The following is a 20,313-nucleotide window of genomic DNA, read 5'->3' as shown; positions in this document are numbered from 1 at the left end:
CTCGCACAGTCATCGGCATGGCGACTTTGACCGTGTGGAAGTTCGACTCGACCGACGGGGCGCACAGCGCGCTGCAGGAGCTGACGAAGCTGCAGGACCAGCAGCTGATCATCGTTCGCGACGCGGCCTACGTGTACTGGGACCCGGACGCGAAACGGCCGAAGACCAGGGAGCTCGGCAAGCTCACCGGTGCGGGAGCGCTCGGCGGCGGCTTCTGGGGGCTGTTGTTCGGCCTGATCTTCTTCGTGCCCGTGCTGGGCGCGGCGATCGGGGCCGGTGTCGGCGCGCTGGCGGGATCGATGTCCCGTGCGGGTATCGACGACGACTTCGTGAAGGAGATCCGGGACACCGTCACGCCCGGCACGTCCGCGCTGTTCGTGATGTCCGAGGGCGCCGTCGTCGACCGGGTGGCCGAGAGGTTCAAGCAGACCGGCGCAACCCTGCTGACCACCAACCTCACCAAGGAACAGGAGGAGCTGCTGCGCGAGACGTTCTCGTCCTGACGTCTCGATGATCACGGCGGTGACGGTCCGGCGACGACTGCCGGGGTGCCGATGCCGGCCTGCCACCGTCTGCCGATGAACCGGCCGGAGCGCGGAAGACCACGCTCCGGCCGGTTCCTGCGTTCACCGCGCCGGGCCCGCCACCCGCACCCGCGCGGCCGCCTCACCCAGCAGCGAGTGCACGACCCGCAGCACGTCCGCCACGTGGTCGCGGTGCTCGCTGATCACCTCGGCCCGGCGGGTCGCCTCCCGCACCACGCTCTCCGCCCGGCGGCGGGCGGTCTCCTCCATCAGCCGCACGTCGTGGCAGGTCTGCTTGCGCCGCAACGCCAGCGCCAGCTCGAAGTCCTCGGTGACCTTCGCCCGGTGGCGGGCCGCCGCCTCGTCCAGCGCGCGGCGGCCCGCCTCCCCCTCCCGCAGGATCCGCGCCATCCGCACCCGCGTCTCCGCCAGCAGCTCCCGATGCTCGGCGTGCGTGCGGCGCGCGGACTCCCACGCGTGGTCCTCCAGCGCGGTGGCCCTGTCGGTGATCTCGGCCGCCTGCGCGAGCGTGCGCTCCACGACGTACCGGAGGCGTTCGCCGACCGCGTACGGGGACTGCGGCACGGCGCGCAGCCGGTCGAGCCGCTCCCGCAACGCGCGGTTGTCCTCCCGTTCGGACTCCAGGTGCCGGGCGAGCGCCTCTGCCCTGGCCTCCGCCGCGTCGCGGTCCGCGGTGAGCGTCTCGATGTCCCGTTCGGCCTCGTGGACGTAGTGCCACACCTGGTCGCGGCGCAGGCCCAGCCACGCCACGTCGAACGCGGTGCGCAGCGGCACCAGCTCGGCGGTCACGGCCGCACCAGGGTCAGCGGCACGCGGCACAGCGCCCCGATGCCGTCCTCGGGCGCCTGCCGGGTGTCCGAGGCGATCACGTGCACCCGCGTGCCGCTCAGCAACGCCGCTCGCACGGCGACGTCCGCGAGCAGCCCGCAGCGGCGGTGGGACCCCACCGGCCGGCCCGGAGCCACGTCGGTCGGCGCGAGGCCGTACCAGGCGGTGGCGGTGACGTCCTCCGGCTGTCCGACGAACAGGTCGTCGACCCGGCCGTCGGCCAGCGCGCCAAGGGTCTCGTCCACGCCCTCGACCCCCAGCCGCCGGGCGCGGCCGCGTTCGTGGAAGTCCGCCAGCACTCCCGCGGTCCACGTGCGGGCGGCCCCGCGCACCTCGTCCTCGATCCGGCTCGGGCTCAGGTCGGTGCCGACCCAGCGCACCGTCGTCTCGCGCCGCACGGGCGCCGGCAGCGCGGCCCACAGCGCGGCCACCACCTCGTCCTGTCCCGCCACGACCAGCAGCCTGGCGTCCTGCCGGACCAGCATCGCCGCGACCGCCGACGCCACGGACCGCACACCCTCGTGCCAGTGCCGATCCTCGTAGTGCAGCGACATCCACTCCGCTTCAGGCGTGCCCAGTTCGGCCGTCTCGCGGGTCGCGGCGGCGATCACGCACGGCGGCCGGTCCTGCACCCACGCGAGCAACGGCAGCACGTGCGCGGGCGAGCTGAACCACGCGAGGTCCAGATGGCGCAGTCCGGGCGCCTGGAAGACGCGCGGCGGCACCTCTCCGCCCGCGAACGCCACCAACGTTCCGGCGGACGGATCAGCGTCGTGCGCCCGGTTCAGCGCGCCACCGATCGCACCGACCACGTCGTCGCCGGCTCCGTCACTGCGCAGCTGGTCGGCGAGGCGGATCCAGCGCGACCGCCACGAACGCAACGGACTCGATCCCATGTAGACGGACGCGACCGGCCGGGCGGGCCGGACGACGTCGATCAGATCCCGCAGCGCGGGCAGGCAGGTCTTGGGCACAGCAGCGACTCCTCTTCCCCGTCGTGGACTGGCCACAGAGTCCGGGGAGGCGGTGATCCGCTTCTTCACCCGGCGCGGATGAACCGGCCTACCCGCACGAGTGCGGCGCTCGCCCTGTGCGGGGGAAGTCCAGCCCGTGCGCGACGAGCAGCGTCGGACCTCTAAGGAGGTGCGGACTTCCATGAGCCGTCAACCTGATCGTTCCCGCTCCCGTCGCATCGTGCTCGCCGTCGTGCTGTTCGCCTTCATCGTCGCCGCCCCCGGTGACGACGACGAGTGCGGGGAGACCTCTCCACTCGCGGTCACCGGTGTCCTCGCGGCCGCCGGCCTGCTGCCCAGGCTGGTCGGGGTGGCCGGACGCGCGCTCGTGCTGTTGGCCCAGCCGGGCAAGGCGATCCGGCCCCCCTGCCCGGCGAAGTGATGCGGTTCGATCGCATGATCATTCACGGTAACTCCATCGGGGAGAGTCATCTTCATGTCCGACAGTTCGGAGTGCGAACGACCAGCGCACGACACCAGCCCGCCCAGATTCCGGGTTCCCGTCTCGGCCGTTCCGCTCGTCGCACGAGACCAGCTTCTGTCCGTTGTGGACGGTCACGTCGCGGCGGCACCGGTCACCCTCGTCACCGGGCCCGCGGGGAGCGGCAAGACCACGTTGCTCGCGGAGTGGGCCAGACGCCGCGCCGGCCGGGTCGCGTGGCTGACCCTCAACGAGCACGACAGCATGCCCGCCCGGCTGCGCATCGCGATCAGAGACGCGCTCACCGGCGTCTGGCCGGACCAGAGCCATCTCGACGCGATCCCCTGGTCCGAACCGGGTTTCTCCTCGGCGATCGTGGCCGCGTTCGACCACCTGCCCACGTCCGCCTGCCTGGTGCTGGACAACGTGCACGAACTACGTGACCCGGAGGCTCTCGCCACCATCGACCTGCTCACCCGGCAGCCACCGGACCGGCTGCGGCTCGTGCTGCTCGGCCGGTTCCCGCCACCGCTGCACCTCGCCCGGCTGCACCTGGAGGGACGGCTGCGCGAGGTGCTGCCCGACGAGCTCGCGTTCGACCGGGCGGAGACCGAGGCGCTGCTCGCCGCGTACGACGTGCCGGTCTCACCCGAAGAGATCACCCCGCTGCTCAACGGCACCGAAGGCTGGGCGGGCGGGCTCACGTTCGCGGCGATGCGGATGAACACGACCGGCGCCCGCCCGGCCGGCCTGCTCATGTTCACCGGGCAGGACGAGATCGTGAACGGCTATCTGACCGAGGAGGTGCTCGCGCCCCACTCACCGAGCACGCGCGACCTGCTGGTCGCGACCAGTGTCTGCGACTCGGTGAGCACGGGTCTCGCGAGCGCGCTGGCACCGGAGCACCCGAGTCCCGGCGTGGTGCTCGATCAGCTGGAACGCACCAACGCGTTCGTGAGCAGGCTGAGCGAGACACCCGAGTGGTACCGCTGTCATCCGGTGCTGCGGGCACATCTTCTCGCCGAGCTCCGCCGCACCCGTCCGGCCGACGAGAGCGCGCTGCACCGGTCCGCGGCGCGCTGGCACCACGAGCAAAGCCTGCCCCTGACGGCGTTGCGGCACGCGGTCGCGGCCGGCGAGGACCAGCTCACCGCGGAGATCGTCGAGCACTCGGTGCTGCGGGAGATGCTCCACGCGGGCGGCGCGAAGGTGCACCCGGTGCTGGCCTCGGTGCCCGCCCACGTGCTGGCCCGGCCCGCGGTCGGCGTGGTCGCGGCGCTCGTCGCACTCGACGCGGGCGACCTCGCCGCCGCCGACCGGGTGCTCGCGGGAATCGGCGGCGGTTCCCCCGCGCTACGACCGGAACGGGTCAGGGTGTTGCACGGCACGGCGTTGCTGCGCCGCGGCCGGTTCGACGCGCACGTCGGCGAGGCGCTCGACATCATGGCCAGGACGGCCGCCGGTCTGAGCGGCACACCGGACGCGGACGTCGCCGCCCTGCTCGACCGCGGCGTCGCGGCGTTGTCGCGCGGCGAGCACCGCGCCGCCGAGACCGACCTGGTCCGTGCGGCGGCGCTCGCCAGGAAGGAGGGGTTCACCCACGCGGAACTGGACTGCCGGGTGCACCTGGCCGCGCTGGCGAGCGCGATGGGCGACATCGTGGAGGGGGCGCGGCAGGCACAGGCCGCGGTCGAGTTCGCCGAGAGACGCGGGTGGCAGACGCACTTCACCTGCGCGCTCGCCTACTCGCTGATGGGCGTGCACGCCTACCTGCGCATGGAAGACGCGCACGCGACCGACCTGGCCAAGCTCGCGACCACGGCCCTGGGCGACCGGCCCGACCTCGGGGTCGGGATCGCGGTCCGCACGCTGGACGCGGCGGTGTCGTTCGCGACGGCCGGCGACCCGCGCGCCGTCGCCGGGCGCCTGCGCACCCAGTGGCAGGACGTCGCCGGGCGCGAGGTGACGCCGCCGGTGGTCGCGCACATAGCGCCCGCGCTGCAACGGATGGCGCTGCGGACCGGTGACGAGCAGTGGGCCGCGGCGATGCCCGGCCAGGTCGAGGCGATGTTCGGACCCTGCGGAGAACAGGCGGTGCTCCAGGCCGTGCTGCACTCCCACCACTCCCGCGTCAACCAGGCCCGCAAACTGGTGGAACCGCTGCTGTCGGGCGACCTGCCCGCGGTCGCCGCGCCGACCGTCGTCGACGCCTGGCTGCTGGAAGCCGTGCTGGTGGAACGATCCGGCGACCAGCGGCGCTCGCACGAGGCCGTCACCAGGGCGCTGGCGGTCGCCGAACCCGTCGGCACGATCAGGCCGTTCGTCCACGCGGGCAAGCCGGTGCGCGAACTCCTCGCCCGCGGCGCAGGCCGGTTCGGCAGGCTCGACCGGTTCGCCACCACGACGATGACGGCTTTGCCCACGGCGGCAACGACTTCGGCGGGTGTGCTCACCAGTCGCGAGCGCGATCTTCTGGTCGAGCTGCCGTCCATGCGCACCACAGAAGAGATCGCCAACTCCCTGTTCGTCTCCGTCAACACCGTGAAGACGCATCTGCGCGGCATCTACCGCAAGCTGGGCGTCAACCAGCGGCGTGACGCCGTGCTCGTGGCCAGGCGGCTCGGTCTGATCTGACCGCGATTGGCCCCTTGGGCCCCGGACCCGGCCCTTGCCACACTTGATCCGCACGGGCTCGCCACAGCGCGGTCCGCACCCCGAGCCGGCGACACGATCGCCAGGGTCTCGGTCATCGAATTCCCCAGCGGGCACCCCCGACGGTGCTCAGTTCGGCCTGCGCACAGCCGGGTGGGGTGTCCGGGTCGTGAGTGGTTTCCGTTCCCGTGGGCGCACTTTCGGGGTCGCAGGAGCCACTCACGGCCAGTCCGCTGTGGATGGTCGGCAGCGGCGCACTCGCCCGCTCCGGTAGATCTGACGGATGCCCGGCTCGGTCAACTTCGGGATCCGTGCGGCGAGAGGGCGGTCTGCTGGTAGGAAGGTTCGTCTGGCTTCGACCCGTCCGGGAGCCCGAGCGAGTCGAGAAGCTGCCGCAGACGCTCCTCGCGTGATCCGCGACACGAGGGCAACCAAAACGGTGCCCGATCGCATGGGTAGGGGTGAGGGCACCTGACGAGTGCCCCTGACCCGGCGGAGAGTCGCAGTGCGCAGTGGACAGGTGATCGCGGCAGTGGTGTTCGCACTGGCTGTCGCGGGAATCCTGGTCCCCGTGCTCACGCTCGTCGACGTGGAACGGCCTCCCGAGCAACGACCGACGGTGGTGCGGACCGACGACATGACGTGGCGGAGCACGCCGTCATCAGAACCGTCCCTGCAGCCGCGCGCACCGGGCCAATGATGACGCCGAACTGGGAATCCGAGTTCACCCACCTCTACGACCGGTGCGTCGACTCGATGCGCTTCACGGCGTTTCTGATGTGCGGCAACTGGCACGAGGCGGAGGACGTGCTGCAGTCGGCCTTCCTCAAGCTCTACCTGGCGCAGCCGGATCTGGCGGACCGGAGCGGGATGGAGGCCTACCTGCACCAGATCGTCGTCCGGACCTTCATCGCCGAACGCAGGCGCGTGCGCTGGCGCAGGGAGAAGCTGACCGACGCGCCACCCGAGAGCCTGGTCGTCTCCCCCGGCGCCGAGGACGGGCTCGTGGTGTGGGAGGCGTTGTCGTCCATGCCCGCACGCCAGCGCGCGGTCCTGGTGCTGCGCTACTGGAACGACATGAGCGTGGAGGATGTCGCCGCCACACTCGGTTGCTCGACCGGCACCGTGAAGTCGCAGAGCAGCAAAGGATTGGAAACGTTGCGGCGCAAGCTAGGGCCGGAGTTCGCCCGGTCGAGGCTGGAGGCGTGATGGAGCACGAGGACACCCTGCGAGCGACTTTTTCCACACTGGGAGGGGAAGTCGCGCCGCCGAACTCCCACTCGGCCGCCGGCGTGATCAGGCGTGGCCGGGCCGTGCGGTCCCGTCGCCGCACCGCCGCCGTGATCGGCAGCGCCGTCGCCACGGCCGCGGTCGCTGCTCTGGCACTGGCGTTCCTGCCCGGCGCTCCGAGCACGCCGGTGGTGCCGGGCCCGTCCCTTCAGACGCCGAGCCGGACGACGACCGGCGGGGTGAGCACCACGCCCACCGACGTGCCCGAGTCGCCGGCGGGTTCGCCGACCACGACCAGGTGATCCGTCCTAGAACTGCGACAGGACGTTGTGGTTCCACCACAGGTCGAGCTTGTCGAGGGTGTCGACGTCGCCCGGCTTCTTCAGCGTGCCGATGGTGAGGTTCCTGGTGTCGACCCACCAGACCTGGGCGTTGCCGTCGGCGAGGAAGCACGTGGTGAACTCGCCTTCCAGCGGCCCGGAGGTGTCCCGGTAGAAGAGCGCGTAGTGGATGGGGTCCGACTTGGGACGGCACCCGCCGCGCTCGTCCATCCGCGGGATGCCCCGGCTCGTCACCACCGCCTGGAAGAACCCGTCCTGCTTGGCGCGGTCGGCGAACAGCCGGAACTCGGCCTCCGCGGGCGGCGGGGCGTAGGGGTCGTCGGACTTCACGCCGCCGCAGCGAACGGTGGCGACCGTGCCTGTGTCCGGAGCGGTGGGCGCGCACGTGGTGGTGACGGTCCGGTAGATCGCCGGCAGGGCGTCCAGCAGCGCGTTGTCCTGTGGCGTTCGGGTCTTGGTCGGCGTGGTGGTGGTGGTGGTGGGCGTGCTGGACTGAGTGCTGCTCGGGGTGCTGCTGGACGTCGTGCCCGTGCCGAGGATCTTGTCCTTGTTCGCGACGATCAGCGACGTCACGACGATCCCCACCACGACCGCTAGCGCGCCGACGGCGAGAGCGGCGCGCTTGGCCGGTGACACGGCGCCGGTCCGTGCACGGGTCGGCGGGTACGGCTGTGCGGCGACGGGCTGGGGGCCGGTCGCGGTGTGCTGGAAGGGAGGCGGCGTCAGGGGTCCGGACTGGGGTCCGGGTGCGGCCGGACGAGGGAACGGTGGCTGCGGGCCCGTCGCGACGGGCCGTGGCAGGCCTGGGTGCCCCGCGGGCGGGGTCCCGGGGTTGGCGAGCGCGGACTGCCCAGCAGGCGGAGTACCGGGGTTGCCCAGGCCCGGCTGCCCACCAGGTGGGGTCCCGGTGTTGGCGGCGAACTGCCCCGCAGGCGGAGTACCGGGGTTGCCGAGGCCAGGCTGCCCACCGGGTGGGGTCCCTGGAGCAGCGAATCCGGCCTGGCCCACCGGCGGCGTGCCGGAAGCGGCTGGGCCTGGGTGTCCCGCAGACGGGGTCCCCGGGGTGGCGAAGCCCGGCTGCCCGCCGAGCAGGATCCCGGGAGTGGCCAGGCCGGCAGGCGGAGTCGCCGGGGCGGTCAGGGCCTGGGCCGCCGCCTGGGCGAACGCTCCCGCCGTGGCGTAGCGGTCGGCCGGGTTCTTGGCCATGCCCTTCGCGATCACGTCGTCCAGTGCCGCCGGGACCGCCGGGTTCAGCGGGGATGCCTTGGGCGGCGCCTCGTTCAGGTGCGCCCAGATCTGGGCGGCGGTGCCGTCCGCGGTGAACGGGCGGCGGCCCGCCAGGCAGGCGAACAGGACGCAGGCCAGGGCGTAGATGTCGGCGCGGCCGTCCACCAGGCCGCTCTCGAAGCGTTCCGGGGCCATGTAGTCGAGGGTGCCGACGACCGAGCCGGACGCCGTCAGGCCCGTCGCGGACGGCGAGACGCTGCGGGCGATGCCGAAGTCCACCAGGTACACGAAATCGCTCGAGGTCACGAGGATGTTCGACGGCTTCACGTCGCGGTGCACGAGGCCGTCGGCGTGTGCGGCGTCGAGGGCACTCGCCACCTGGTCGACGATGCGCACGGCCCGCACGGGGTCGAGGGTCTGCTCGCGGATCAGGTCGGACAGGTCGGAGCCCTCGACCAGCCGCATGTCCAGGTAGAGGCGGTCGTCGATCTCGCCGTAGGCGTGGATGGGGATGACGTGCGGTTCGCGCAGCCGAGCGACGATCCGCGCCTCGCGGCGGAAGCGGGCGCGGTAGTCCTCGTCGTCGTGGTAGCCGGGTGACAGCCTTTTGAGCGCCACGAACCGGTCGTGCGCCGTGTCGTACGCGCGGTGCACCTCGCCCATACCGCCGCGACCGAGCAACTGCTCGATCCGGTACGGCCCGAACGTCTCTTCCGTCATCGTCCTCGTGTCCCGAGCGTCTTGTCCGTTCGAGTCGACGCGCGCCGACCGCCGCGGGTTCCGCAGGCAGCAGCCTACAAACGCGCGAGGCGGCTGGTTCGTGCAGGACGCGGTCATCCGTTCGGACGTTGTGCCCGGCGGCGGGGGTGGGTGAGGGTTCGGCGGTGGCGATCAAGAAGCGACGGGCCGGCGGCGGGGTCTCGGCCCGGGTCCGGCGGGGGTGGGAGGTGGTCACCACCTCGCTGGCGCTGCTGACGGGTGTCTACCTGATCCTGATCACCATCGAGCCGACCCGGATCGTGCTGGAGCGCTACGTCGGCAAGCTCGACCTGCAGGGACTCGTCGCGCTGGTCGCGGTGATGCTGGAGATCGTCACCATCGCGATCTACCAGCACGGCAGGGACGTCCGGGCACTGAAGGCCCTCGTGACCGAACGCGAACAGCGGGACGTCACGCACTCCATCACCGACGTGCTGTCGGCCACGGCACAGACCGGGGCCGGACGGCGGGCGCGGCAGGTCGAGGTGCTGGGGCTGACGTTGAACACGACCTGGCCCGCGCTGGCGACGTGGCTGACCTCGCAGGCTCAGCCGCACGGCTGGAAGGTCACGCTGCACTGCCTGGACCCGGACTTCGTCGCACGGTCCGGCGAGTTCCCCGCCGAGTGGGCCGGTGAGGCGCGGCGCAGCCAGGACCGCATCCGGTCGTTCCTCGCCGAGGAGGCCGACTACCTGGCCCGGCACCGGATCAGCGTGGAACTCCGGGCCTACGCGTGTGTGCCCGTCGTGCACGGCTTCCGCTTCGGCGACGGCACGGTGTTCCTGTCCTACCTGCAGTGGACGGAGAACGGGCGCATCCGGCCGTTCGAGTTCTACGACCGGATCGGCGCCGACGACCGCTCACCCCGCGCGGGGCACTACCGGGACCTGTTCGACAGCTGGCTGCACCGGGCCGGCGCCAAACGGGTCACCGGCTGATCCTCACTTGAGCGGCATGACCCGCAACAGCACGGGCACCGTGGCCGCGGCGACGACGGTGTGCATCAGGATCAGCGCGAGCGAGTTCACCACGGTGGCGCCGCCCGCGAGAATGCCCAGGTCCGGGATCCACGAGAGCACGACGACGACGGGAACCAGCACCCGCAGGACGCGGCGCGGGTTGCCGGCGAAGCGGCGCACGAGGTACCAGCCGAGCGTGCCCAGCGCGATGCCGAGCACCGTGGCGGGCGCGTACTCCGCGAAGGCCAGGCCCATGCGTTCCGCGCCTGCGGGGACGAACTTGCCCGCGACCAGGGCGACCAGCGCGTTGACCACGACCGAGATCACCGCGGCGCCGAGAAGGCCGACGACGACCTCTCCGACGCTGGGCGCGAGCACTGAGGAGCGAGCGGGGAGGCTGGTGTCGGCCATGTGCCGTGTCCTTCGGTAGGCTGAATTGCAAGCAGTCACTTGCAATCAAGGTAGCCATCCGGTCACGCTTATGCAAGTGTCCACTTGCATCGATCGAGGAGGGTGAGTGGCTGGCAGGGTCACCGACGAGACGGTGTTCGCCGCGGCCTTGGCGGTGATCGCCGAGCAGGGGTACGAACGGGCGACCACCCGCGGGATCGCCGACGCCGCCGGGATCAACGAGGCGACGCTGTTCCGCAGGTTCACGTCCAAGCAGAACCTGTTGCGCCAGGCCGTCCGCGCCAGCTTCGCGGGGTTCGCGCTCGACCTCGACGCACCGGGCGACGACGTGACCGCCGACCTGCTCACGATCGTGGGCTACTACTCGCGGCTCTACGAAACGCGCGGCGGCGTGGTGCTCACCCTGATGAGGGAAGCGAAGTTCAACCCGGAGGTGGCGGCGGTGCTCGCCGAACCGGAGAAGCTGCTGGAGCGGGTGGACGCGGTCATCCTGCACCACCAACGGCGCGGCTCTCTCGTCGTGGAGCCGCCACGGCACACGTTCTTCGCACTGGTCGGGCCGGTGATGATGCGGGCCATCGCCCGGCGGGTGGACCAGCGCGCCACCCAGGCGCCCGCCGATCCCGAGGCCGTGGTGCGCCGGTTCCTCGACGGGCACAGGCCGTGACAACGCACCACTAGAGCCAGCCGCTGTCCTCGGCCACCTTGACGGCTTCCGCCCGCGTGCGGGCCCCGGTCTTGCCGATCGCCGCGCTCAGGTGGTTGCGCACGGTGCCTTCGGACAGGTGCAGCGCCTTCGCCAGGTCCGCCACCGTGCCACCGTCCCGGGCAACGGCGAGCACGTCGCGCTCGCGCTCGGTCAAAGGACTGTGTCCCGTGGCGAGCGACTCGGCCGCGAGAGCGGGATCCACCACGCGCAAACCGGCGTGCACCCGGCGGACCGCGTCGACCAGCTGTTCCGGGGAGGCGTCCTTGACCACGAATCCCGCCGCGCCCGCCGCCATCGCCCGCGCGAGGTAGCCGGGGCGGCCGAACGTCGTGCAGACGATCACCCGGCAGCTCGGCAGGGCCCTGCGCAGGTCCGCGGCGGCGCTGAGGCCGTCCTGGCCCGGCATCTGCACGTCGAGCAACGCGACGTCGGGCGTGGTGCGGCGGGCGGCGGCCACGACCTCGTCGCCGGCGCTGACCTGGGCGACGACCTCGATGTCGGGCTCCAAACCCAGCATCGCGGCGAACGCGCCCCGCACCAGCGCCTGGTCGTCGGCCAGCAGCACCTTGATCACACCGTCTCCCCTGTCACGCGACTTCGGCGCGCAGCCGGTAGCCACCGTCGTCCAACGGCCCCGCGAGCACGGTGCCGCGGTGCGGCGCGAGCCGTTCCGCCAGGCCCTTCAGCCCGCTTCCCGGGGTGCCCACCCCGGTGCCGCGTCCGTTGTCCCACACCTCGAGCCAGGTGTCGCCGAGGCGCACCGAGCACCGGGTCGCGGCGGCGTGGCGCAGGACGTTGGTGATCGCCTCGCGCAACACGTACCCGAACACCCCCTGCAGTTCGGGTCGCACGTTGTCCACGGCGTGCGGCAGGTCCGCCTCGATCTCGGCCGCGCGCAACGCCGCCCGCGCGCCCACCATCTCGGCCGCGAGCGACACCTCCCGATAACCCGACACGGTCGTGCGGACGTCGCTGAGCGCCTGCCGGGTCAGGTGCTCGACCTCGCGGATCTCCTCCAGCGCCCGGTCGGCCGACGAGCTCTCCAGCAGCCGCCGCGCCACCCCCGCCTTCAGGGTGATCGTGGTCAGGCTGTGCCCCAGAACGTCGTGCAGGTCGCGGGCCAGGCGGCTGCGTTCCTCGGTGCGCGCCATCGCGGCGATCTCCTCCTGTGCCGCGGACAAAGCCATGTTCGCCCGGATCATCCTGCCGACCGCGAGCATCCCCAGCGAGATCGACAGCAACGTGCCGAGCTGGCCGCCGTCGATGCCCAGGTCCCGTTCGAGGAACATCGTCCCCGCCAGCGCGAGCAGCACCGTGCCGTCGATCAGGATCGCCCGCCACGGCTTCAGCACCACCGCGACCGACGACATGATGTAGACCATCAGCCCCGCGTACGCCATCCCCAGCCAGTACACGGCCACCAGCCCGAGCACCGTCAGCCCCACGCCCAGCAGCGTGTTGAAGTTCTCGCTGCCGCTGCTCCAGAACCACCGCGGCGCCAGCATCCAGCCGACCGCGTAGGCCACCAGCAGCAGCACCAGCACGACCCGCGCCGCCACGCCCCGGTCGCTGATCACGACGTCGTAGATCACGGACGGGATGTAGAGCAGCACGAAGATGGCGGCGAACCAGAACCACTTGGTGTTGTCGTTGCTGCGGCGCACGACCATGAACCTAGTGCTGTGGAGACGCACCACTAGTTCTGCGCGCGGTAGCGGCGCGCGGCGACCACGGACAGTGCGGCCACCCACAGCCCGATCACCAGCAGCGCCTCCTTGACGTCCACTCCGGACACGAACGGCGCCTGCGTCAGCTGCTTCACCCAGAACGTCGGCAGTACCTTCATGATCCCCGCCAGCCAGGCGGGCGCCACGTCTGCGGGGATCCAGATCCCGCCCAGCAGACCGAACAGCATCGACGCCAGACCGGTGATGGCCTGCATGCCGTCCGGGGTCGCGATCAGCCCGATCACGATGCCCAGCAGCACGAACGGGATCGCGCCCAGCCACAGCGTCGCCAGCACGCCGAGCCAGTGCATCGCGTCCATCCGCACGCCCTCGACCGCGCCGATCACGCACACCAGCAGGATTCCCGGCAGCCCGACCAACATGCCCAGCGCGCCCTTGGTCGTCAGGTAACCCGCACCGGTCAACGGCGTCAGGCGCAACTGCCGCTGCCAGCCCAGCCCTCGCTCCACGGCGATCCGCGCGCCGATCGACAGCGGCCCGGCCATCACGCCGAACAACGCCATGTTCATCATCAGCGACGTGGTGACCGGCAACCCGTTCGGGAACGTGCCCTCACCGCCGCCGTAGAGGTTCACGAAGAGCACGAACATCACCGAGGGCAGCACCACGGTGAAGATCAGGTAGCGGCCGTTGCGCACCGCTCGCCGCAGTTCCAGGCCCAGGAAACGCGTGTTCATCAGTTGTCCTTCCCCGTGAGCGCGAGGAACGCGTCCTCGAGGCCGAGCGCGGTGATCTCGATGTCGTGGGCTTGCGGATAGCGGGCCAGCAGCGCGCGCACGGCAGCGTCGGAATCCGCACAGGTCAACATGATCTGGTCGCCCCGCCGCTCGATCGCCCGCACGCCGGGCAGGTCCAGGTCCCCAGCCCCCGGCACGACCGCGCGCAACGTGCGGCCGGACACCGTGGCACGCACCTGCGCCACCGACCCGTCCGCCACGATCCGGCCCGAGCGCATCAGCACCACGCGGTCCGCGTACTCCTCGGCCTCGTCGAGGTAGTGCGTCGCGAACAGCACCGTGCGGCCCGTGTCGGTGTACGCGCGCATCTGCTGCCAGAACGCCCGCCGCGTCTCCACGTCCATCGCGACCGTCGGCTCGTCGAGCACCAGCAGGTCCGGCTCGCACACCAGCGCCAGCGCGAACCGCACCCGCTGCTTCTGCCCGCCGGACAGCTTCGTGCACTTGCGCCCGGCCAGATCCGCGATCCCCGCCTGCTGCAACGCCCGCGCGACCGGCATGGGCCTGCGGTGCAGCGCCGCGATCAGCCCCACGGCCTCGGCGACCGTCGCGTCGTCCAGCAGAGCGCCGCTCTGCAGCATCGCCGAGATCTGCCCCGCCACCACGGCGTCGCGCGGCGACTTGCCGAAGACCCTGATCTCGCCCTCGTCCGGAGTGGACAGTCCGAGCAGCATGTCCACCGTCGTCGACTTGCCGGCCCCGTTCGGCCCGAGCAACGCCACCACCTCGCCGGGAGAGATCACCAGGTCGACCCCGTCGACCGCGCGGACCTCACCGAACCGCTTCCGCAGGCCGCTCAGCGCCACCGCGGCGCCGGCCCGCACAGCTGTTTCCGTCATGCCCCCAATGCTCGGCGCCGGAGCAGGACGGCGAGGGGCTCAAGCGTCACGACCTCGCCATGACAGATGTCATGGGCGTGACCGTGGCGGCTGTTCGGGTGGTTTCTCCTCGCCACACTCGAAGTTCATTTGGTTGCTCATTGACAGACCCGGCGCGGACTCGACACTCTGCACCTTCCCTGTGATCGAAAGGTGCCGCTTGTCATGAAACTCCGTTTCGTCTTACCGGTCCTCGCCCTGCTCTCCGCGGTGGTCGTCACCCCTGCCGCGGCGGCGGAGGCGGATCCCGTGCAGGCCGCCGACGCCTGCTACACCTGGGGACGCACGCTGTCGCAAGGAGCGTCGGGCGAGGACGTCCGGCAGCTGCAGATCCGCGTGGCCGGCTATCCCGGCTACGGCGCCGTGCTCGCCATCGACGGGCAGTTCGGGGCCGGCACGAAGGCGGCCGTGACCCGGTTCCAGCAGGCCTACGGTCTCGGTGCCGACGGCATCGCCGGCGCCGCGACGTTCTCGAAGATCTACGCGTTGCAGGACAACGACTGCACGCCGGTCAACTTCACCTACGACGAGCTGAACAACTGCAACTCCGACTGGTCCGGCGGCAACGTCTCGGCGGCGACCGCGCGCGCCAACGCGTTGGTGTCCATGTGGAAGCTGCAGGCGATGCGGCACGCCATGGGAGACAGGCCGATCGACGTCAACGGCGGCTTCCGCAGCGTGTCGTGCAACAACGCCGTCGGCGGTGCGACAGGAAGCCGGCACCTCTACGGCGACGCCGTCGACCTGGGGGCCGGGCCGCAGGGCTTCTGCGCACTGGCGAAGCAGGCCCGCAACCACGGCTTCAACGAGATCCTCGGCCCGGGCTACACCGGCCACAACGACCACGTGCACGTGGCACACAAGTCCAGCCGTTTCTGGTCCGCGCCGACCTGCGGCATCTAGAGCCGGTGGCGTGAAACAGAGCGACGGCTTCCGAACGGGAGCCGTCGCTCACTCGTTCGACGTCCTCGGTGGCACCGCGAGCCACTCGAGTTCGGCGGCGAGCACGCCGAGCTGAAAACGCGACTGCACGCCCAGCAACGACTGCAGGCGCGCGATGCGCCGGTTCAGCGTGCGGAGGCTGACGTCCAGTTCGCGGGCGATCGCCCGGTCGGTCGCGCCGGTCCGCATGAGCCGCAACAGGTGCTGGGTCGCCGTCGTGGGTTCCTTCCCCACGGACCCCACGAGCGCGCGCGTCCCTACGGGGTGTGCGACCACCCCCGGTGTTGCGTGGGTCACCGTCATGAGGCGACGGTAGGCCGGACTATTGGCGACTGTCAATCAAAAGTCGGCGCTTTGCTGTCAAATCGCACCTATCTTCAGGATGAACGACGCCATTACTCCGCCAGTTGCACCTCACTGGCGGCAACCTCGTCCAGCCGCGCGTCCAGCACCTCCGGCGACAGCACGTGCCGGACCACCATCGCCGCCGCGCCCAGCGCGCCGGCGGTGACACCGGCGCCCGACGCGACGATCCGCAGGTTCTCCGTGGCCAGCGGCAGCGAACGCCGGTAGATCGACTCGCGCACGCCCGCCAGCAGCATCTCGCCCGCCTCCGCCAGCAGGCCGCCGATGACCACGAGCGACGGGTTGAACATGCTCACGCACCCGGCGAGCACCTCCCCGATGTCCCGGCCCGCCTGCCGCACGACCCGGCCCGCCTCGAGGTTGCCGGAGCGGACCAGGTTCACCACGTCGGCCGTCGAGTGCGCGGGATGCCCCAGGTCGCGAAGCTTCACCGCGAGCGCGGGACCGGCGGCGACGGCTTCGAGGCAGTCCGTGTTGCCGCACCGGCACAACGCCTCACCGCCCTGGGGCACCCGGATGTGCCCCAGGTCCCCTGCCGCGCCCGCCGCGCCGCGGTGCAGCACACCGTTGCTGATCAGCCCGGCGCCGATGCCGGTCGCCGCCTTCACCACGATCATGTGCCGCACGTCCGGGTGCGACGCGGTGTGCTCGCCCAGCGCCATCAGGTTGACCTCGTTGTCGACCAGCACCGGCACACCGAACTCCGCCGCGATGGCCGCCGGCACGTCGAACCCGTCCCAGCCCGGCATGATCGGCGGGTTGTTCGGGCGGCCGGTGGAGTGCTCGACCGGCCCCGGCAGGCCGATGCCCACGCCCGCGATCTGCGCGTCGTCCCCGGTCTTGAGCAACGAACGCCAGGTGGCGACGAGGAGAGGCAGGATCGCCTCCGGGCCGTCCGCCACGTCGAGTTCCACCTGTTCGACGGCGAGCAACCGGCACGCCAGGTCGGAGACGGCGACGGTGGCGTGGGTGGCGCCCACCTCGGCCGCCAGCACGTGACAGGCGCCGGGGTTGAACCCGAACCGGCCCGCCGGGCGGCCGCCGGTGGACTCCCCCGTGCCGCTGTCGCTCACCAGACCGGCCGCCACGAGCAGGTCCAGCCTGGCGCGCACCGTGGACCGGGCGAGGCCGGTCGCGGCCACGATCTCCGCTCGGGTGCGCGGGCTGCCGTCCATCAGCATGCGCAGCACAGCGGCCGGCGAACCCGCCTCTACACCCAAGGTGCTCTCCATCGAACAATTGTCACATCGGCGACACAGGACCGAGCGCCACCGTCAGCCACCCGAACTGAACGCGGCGTCGAACGAGGCCGACGGCGGGTCGAAGGCGTTGCGGCGGATGAACTCCAGCGCCTCGGGCGCACCGACGAGCCGGTCCATCCCCGCGTCCTCCCACTCGACGCTGATCGGGCCGGAGTACCCGATGGTGTTGAGCATCCTGAACGACTGCTCCCACGGCACGTCACCGCGTCCGGTGGAGACGAAGTCCCAGCCACGCCGCGGGTCCCCCCACGCCAGGTGCGAACCCATCCGGCCGTTGCGGCCGTTGCCGACCTGACGCCGGGCGTCCTTGCAGTCGACGTGGTAGATCCGGTCGCGGAAGTCCCACAGGAACCCGACCGGGTCGAGGTCCTGCCAGACGAAGTGCGACGGGTCCCAGTTGAGGCCGAACGCGGGCCGGTGCCCGATCGCCTCCAGCGTGCGGACGCACGTCCAGTAGTCGTAGGCGATCTCCGACGGGTGGACCTCGTGCGCGAACCGGACACCGACCTCGTCGAACACGTCCAGGATCGGGTTCCAGCGGTCCGCGAAGTCCTGGTAGCCGGCGTCGATCATCGACGCGGGCGCCGGCGGGAACATCGCGACGGTCTTCCAGATCGACGAGCCGGTGAACCCCACGACGGTGTCGACGCCGAGCCTGGCCGCGGCCCGCGCGGTCATCTTCATCTCCTCCGCCGCCCGCTGCCGCACCCCCTCGGGGTCCCCGTCACCCCAGTTGCGGGCGGACAGGATGCCCTGGTGCCGCTCGTCGATGGGGTCGTCGCAGACGGCCTGCCCGGTGAGGTGGTTGGAGATCGCCCACACCTTCAGGTCGTGCTTGGCGAGGATCGCGAGCCGGTCCGCGACGTAGTCGTCGTCCTCCGCGGCCCGCCACGGGTCGAGGTGGTCGCCCCAGCAGGCGATCTCCAGACCGTCGTAGCCCCAGCCGGAGGCCAGCCGGCAGACCTCCTCGAACGGCAGGTCGGCCCACTGACCGGTGAACAACGTGATCGGACGTGCCATCTCCGGAATCCTCCCTCAGACCTGTTGCCACGAACCGGACGACGCGCTGTCCTCGACGGCGGCGAGGACGCGCTGCACCTGGAGCCCGTCGGCGAACGACGGCGCGGGATCGGTTCCCTCCGCCACCGCCCGCACGAAGTCGACGGCCTGGTGGGTGAACGCGTGCTCGTAGCCCAGGCCGTGCCCGGCGGGCCACCAGGCGGCCACATACGGATGTTCCGGCTCGGTCACCATGATCCGGCGGAACCCCGAGACGGCGGCGTCCTCGGTGCCGTCGAAGAACTGCAGCACGTTCATGTCCTCGAAGTCGAAGGCCAGGCTGCCCGCCGAGCCGTTGATCTCGATGCGCAGCGCGTTCTTGCGGCCGTTGGCGAACCTCGTGGCCTCGAACGAGCCGAGCGCGCCACTGCCGAAGCGCGCCAGGAACAGCGCGGCGTCGTCCACGGTGACAGGCCCGGTCTGTCCGGTCGCGGCGGTACCGGACAGACCGGAGTGCGTGGAGGCGAGCGGACGCTCCGGCACGAACGTCACCAGCGTCCCCATCACCTCGCTGATGGTGTCGCCGAGGATGAACTGGGTGGCGTCGACGATGTGCGCGCCGATGTCGCCCAGCGCGCCCGAACCGGCCTTCTCCTTGTCGAGCCGCCACGACAGCGGCGCGGCGGGATCGACGATCCAGTCCTGCAGGTACTGGGCCCGCACGTGGTGGATGCGTCCTAGCCTGCCCTGGGCGACCAGATCACGGGCCAGGCCCAGGGCAGGCACTCGCCGGTAGCTGAACCCGACCATGGCGCGCACGCCGCGCTTCGCCGCCCGTTCCGCGGCCTCCGCCATGGCGACGGCCTCGGCGACGGTGTTGGCCATCGGCTTCTCGCACAGCACGTGCTTGCCCGCGTCCAGGGCGGCGACCGCGATCTCGGCGTGCGTGTCACCTGGTGTGCAGATGTCCACCACGTGCACGTCGTCGCGCTCCAGCACGGACTTCCAGTCGCTCGTCGCCTCCGCCCAGCCCAGGCGCTCGGCCGCGGCCCTGGTGCGGTCGGCGTCCCGCCCGGCCAGCACGGACATCACCGGCCGCACCGGCAGGTCGAAGAAGTGCGGCGCGACCCGCCACGCCTGGGAGTGCGCCGCTCCCATGAAGGCGTGGCCGATCAGCGCGATGCCAAGTTCAGTCACCGTGCGGTCCTCTCGTGTTCTCAGGACTCGAAGGCAGTCGGCAGGTAGCGGTCGACGTTGTCCTTCGTGACGACCGGGGCGTACAGCTGGACCTGCCGGGGAACCTCCACCTCGACCAGGTCGCCGAGGCTCTTGTTCTGCACCGCGAGCCGCGCCAGCCGGATGCCGTCGGCGCCTTGGGTTGACGGGTAGATGACGGTCGCCTTGTGCGGGCCGTTGTCCGCCTTGATCTCCCGCATCACGTTGGCCGATCCCGCGCCGCCGACCATGAAGAACTCGCTGCGGCCGGAGTTCTTGATCGCGGCCGCGACGCCGACGCCCTGGTCGTCGTCGTGGTTCCAGATGGCGTCGAGCTTCGGCGCGGCCTGCAGCAGGTTCGCGGCGGCCCGCTCGCCGCTCTCCACGGTGAACTCGGCCGCCACGCGGTTGTTCACCTTCAGCCCGCACCCCGCGAGCGCCTCCGCGAAGCCCTTGCTGCGGTCCTGGGTCAGCGGCAGCGAGTCGATGCCGGCGATCTCCGCGACGACGGCGTCCGCCTTGCCCTTCAGGCGTTCGCAGACGTACGTGCCCGCGGACACGCCCATGCCGTAGTTGTCGCCCAGCACCGTGGACCTCGCGGCGAACGGGCTGTCGAACTGCCGGTCGACGTTGATCACGGTGATGCCGGCCTTCATGGCCTTGAGCGCCACCGGGGTGAGCGCCGCGCCGTCGAACGGCAGCAGGACGATCGCGTTCACCTTGTCGTTGATGAACGTCTCGACCTGACTGATCTGGAGGTTGACGTCGTTGGTGCCCTCGACGACGCGCAGCTCCACATCGGAGTACTTGGTCGCCTCTGCCTTGGCGGCGTTGGTGATCGCGGCCATCCAGCCGTGGTCGGCGGCCGGTGCGGAGAAGCCGATGACGACCTTCTTGCCGGGCTCGTCGTTGGCGACCTTCACTCCGCCGCTCTGGTTCCCGCCGCCCTGGGGCTCGGGCGTGTTGCCCGTGCAGGCGGTGAGCGCGAGTGCTGAGGCGGCGGCGAGAAGAGTGATTCTCTTGAACTGCATGGGTTTCTGGTCTCCTCGGGGGGCGGCGGTCGTGGACGGC

General features: G+C 71.3%; 22 protein-coding genes. 9 read left to right on the top strand and 13 right to left on the bottom strand.

The annotated features are described in order from the left end of the window. The first annotated feature begins 17 nt into the window (after nt 1–17). Nucleotides 18–503 (top strand): DUF1269 domain-containing protein, encoded by a 486-nt coding sequence (locus OG205_RS07490; protein WP_319974084.1) that lies wholly within the window; start codon nt 18–20, stop codon nt 501–503. 123 nt (nt 504–626) lie between these two features. Here OG205_RS07490 and OG205_RS07485 read toward each other — a convergent pair whose 3' ends face one another. Both OG205_RS07485 and OG205_RS07480 read right to left on the bottom strand, forming a co-directional pair. Then, entirely contained in the window at nt 627–1,334 is a 708-nt protein-coding gene (locus OG205_RS07485; RefSeq protein WP_330275508.1) for a hypothetical protein, read from the bottom strand. After that, nucleotides 1,331–2,347, bottom strand: coding sequence for a hypothetical protein (locus OG205_RS07480; protein ID WP_330275507.1), 1,017 nt, complete (start codon nt 2,345–2,347; stop codon nt 1,331–1,333). The genes OG205_RS07485 and OG205_RS07480 overlap by 4 nt, the downstream gene beginning before the upstream one ends. A 181-nt stretch (nt 2,348–2,528) precedes the next feature. Between OG205_RS07480 and OG205_RS07475 the strand changes: the two genes are divergently transcribed. The 5 genes from OG205_RS07475 to OG205_RS07455 all read left to right on the top strand — a co-directional run bounded on the left by OG205_RS07475 (nt 2,529) and on the right by OG205_RS07455 (nt 6,991). Continuing rightward, on the top strand, nt 2,529–2,768 hold the full coding sequence (locus OG205_RS07475; RefSeq protein WP_330275506.1) for a hypothetical protein: 240 nt from the start codon (nt 2,529–2,531) through the stop codon (nt 2,766–2,768). Nucleotides 2,769–2,822: 54 nt separating this feature from the next. Beyond that, nucleotides 2,823–5,441, top strand: coding sequence for a LuxR C-terminal-related transcriptional regulator (locus tag OG205_RS07470; protein WP_330275505.1), 2,619 nt, complete (start codon nt 2,823–2,825; stop codon nt 5,439–5,441). 523 nt (nt 5,442–5,964) lie between these two features. Further along, on the top strand, nt 5,965–6,159 hold the full coding sequence (locus OG205_RS07465; RefSeq protein ID WP_330275504.1) for a hypothetical protein: 195 nt from the start codon (nt 5,965–5,967) through the stop codon (nt 6,157–6,159). Continuing rightward, nucleotides 6,159–6,668, top strand: coding sequence for a SigE family RNA polymerase sigma factor (locus OG205_RS07460; protein ID WP_330275503.1), 510 nt, complete (start codon nt 6,159–6,161; stop codon nt 6,666–6,668). Before OG205_RS07465 ends, OG205_RS07460 begins: the two co-directional genes overlap by 1 nt. Continuing rightward, nucleotides 6,665–6,991 carry a hypothetical protein gene (locus tag OG205_RS07455; RefSeq protein ID WP_330275502.1) on the top strand — a complete coding sequence of 109 codons (327 nt, stop codon included), beginning with the start codon at nt 6,665–6,667 and terminating at the stop codon, nt 6,989–6,991. Before OG205_RS07460 ends, OG205_RS07455 begins: the two co-directional genes overlap by 4 nt. Nucleotides 6,992–6,997: 6 nt before the next feature. On the opposite strand, the gene OG205_RS07450 is transcribed toward OG205_RS07455, so the two are convergent. Further along, nucleotides 6,998–8,977, bottom strand: coding sequence for a serine/threonine-protein kinase (locus tag OG205_RS07450; protein ID WP_330275501.1), 1,980 nt, complete (start codon nt 8,975–8,977; stop codon nt 6,998–7,000). A 164-nt stretch (nt 8,978–9,141) separates the two neighbouring features. On the opposite strand from OG205_RS07450, the gene OG205_RS07445 reads away from it, so the two are divergent. Beyond that, nucleotides 9,142–9,954, top strand: coding sequence for a hypothetical protein (locus OG205_RS07445; protein WP_330275500.1), 813 nt, complete (start codon nt 9,142–9,144; stop codon nt 9,952–9,954). A 3-nt stretch (nt 9,955–9,957) separates the two neighbouring features. Here the strand turns inward: OG205_RS07445 and OG205_RS07440 are convergent, their stop codons facing one another. Further along, nucleotides 9,958–10,386 (bottom strand): DUF6069 family protein, encoded by a 429-nt coding sequence (locus OG205_RS07440; protein WP_330275499.1) that lies wholly within the window; start codon nt 10,384–10,386, stop codon nt 9,958–9,960. Between the two features lie 106 nt (nt 10,387–10,492). Here OG205_RS07440 and OG205_RS07435 point away from each other — a divergent pair, with 106 nt between their 5' ends. Further along, the gene (locus OG205_RS07435; protein ID WP_330275498.1) at nt 10,493–11,053 is read left to right on the top strand and encodes a TetR/AcrR family transcriptional regulator; all 561 of its coding nucleotides are present in this window, start codon (nt 10,493–10,495) and stop codon (nt 11,051–11,053) included. A gap of 10 nt (nt 11,054–11,063) precedes the next feature. Here OG205_RS07435 and OG205_RS07430 read toward each other — a convergent pair whose 3' ends face one another. Genes OG205_RS07430 through OG205_RS07415 form a run of 4 tightly spaced genes read right to left on the bottom strand, consistent with a single transcriptional unit; the run spans nt 11,064 to nt 14,419 of the window. Continuing rightward, nucleotides 11,064–11,669, bottom strand: a complete 606-nt coding sequence (locus OG205_RS07430) for a response regulator transcription factor (protein WP_330275497.1) — start codon at nt 11,667–11,669, stop codon at nt 11,064–11,066. Nucleotides 11,670–11,682: 13 nt separating this feature from the next. After that, the gene (locus OG205_RS07425; RefSeq protein WP_330275496.1) at nt 11,683–12,759 is read right to left on the bottom strand and encodes a sensor histidine kinase; all 1,077 of its coding nucleotides are present in this window, start codon (nt 12,757–12,759) and stop codon (nt 11,683–11,685) included. 32 nt (nt 12,760–12,791) lie between these two features. After that, a complete protein-coding gene (locus tag OG205_RS07420) occupies nt 12,792–13,520 on the bottom strand; it encodes an ABC transporter permease (RefSeq protein ID WP_330275495.1) in 729 nt (242 codons plus the stop codon). Beyond that, the gene (locus OG205_RS07415; protein WP_330275494.1) at nt 13,520–14,419 is read right to left on the bottom strand and encodes an ABC transporter ATP-binding protein; all 900 of its coding nucleotides are present in this window, start codon (nt 14,417–14,419) and stop codon (nt 13,520–13,522) included. The genes OG205_RS07420 and OG205_RS07415 overlap by 1 nt, the downstream gene beginning before the upstream one ends. A gap of 204 nt (nt 14,420–14,623) precedes the next feature. Here OG205_RS07415 and OG205_RS07410 point away from each other — a divergent pair, with 204 nt between their 5' ends. Further along, complete coding sequence (locus OG205_RS07410) at nt 14,624–15,361, top strand: D-Ala-D-Ala carboxypeptidase family metallohydrolase (protein ID WP_330275493.1); 738 nt, start codon at nt 14,624–14,626, stop codon at nt 15,359–15,361. A 48-nt stretch (nt 15,362–15,409) separates the two neighbouring features. Here OG205_RS07410 and OG205_RS07405 read toward each other — a convergent pair whose 3' ends face one another. From OG205_RS07405 to OG205_RS07385, 5 genes are all read right to left on the bottom strand, one after another. Then, a complete protein-coding gene (locus OG205_RS07405; protein WP_330275492.1) occupies nt 15,410–15,634 on the bottom strand; it encodes a helix-turn-helix domain-containing protein in 225 nt (74 codons plus the stop codon). Between the two features lie 161 nt (nt 15,635–15,795). Next, nucleotides 15,796–16,998 carry an ROK family transcriptional regulator gene (locus tag OG205_RS07400; RefSeq protein ID WP_330275491.1) on the bottom strand — a complete coding sequence of 401 codons (1,203 nt, stop codon included), beginning with the start codon at nt 16,996–16,998 and terminating at the stop codon, nt 15,796–15,798. 42 nt (nt 16,999–17,040) lie between these two features. Continuing rightward, nucleotides 17,041–18,048 carry a sugar phosphate isomerase/epimerase family protein gene (locus tag OG205_RS07395; RefSeq protein ID WP_330275490.1) on the bottom strand — a complete coding sequence of 336 codons (1,008 nt, stop codon included), beginning with the start codon at nt 18,046–18,048 and terminating at the stop codon, nt 17,041–17,043. A 15-nt stretch (nt 18,049–18,063) separates the two neighbouring features. Beyond that, nucleotides 18,064–19,224, bottom strand: a complete 1,161-nt coding sequence (locus OG205_RS07390; protein ID WP_330275489.1) for a Gfo/Idh/MocA family protein — start codon at nt 19,222–19,224, stop codon at nt 18,064–18,066. A 20-nt stretch (nt 19,225–19,244) separates the two neighbouring features. Next, complete coding sequence (locus tag OG205_RS07385) at nt 19,245–20,273, bottom strand: substrate-binding domain-containing protein (protein WP_330275488.1); 1,029 nt, start codon at nt 20,271–20,273, stop codon at nt 19,245–19,247. Nucleotides 20,274–20,313: the final 40 nt, after the last annotated feature.

The organism is Lentzea sp. NBC_00516 (assembly GCF_036346835.1).
GTDB classification, from domain to species: domain Bacteria; phylum Actinomycetota; class Actinomycetes; order Mycobacteriales; family Pseudonocardiaceae; genus Lentzea; species Lentzea sokolovensis.
Note: the sequence above shows the minus strand (reverse complement) of the source record. Positions and strands in the feature narration are given on the sequence as shown.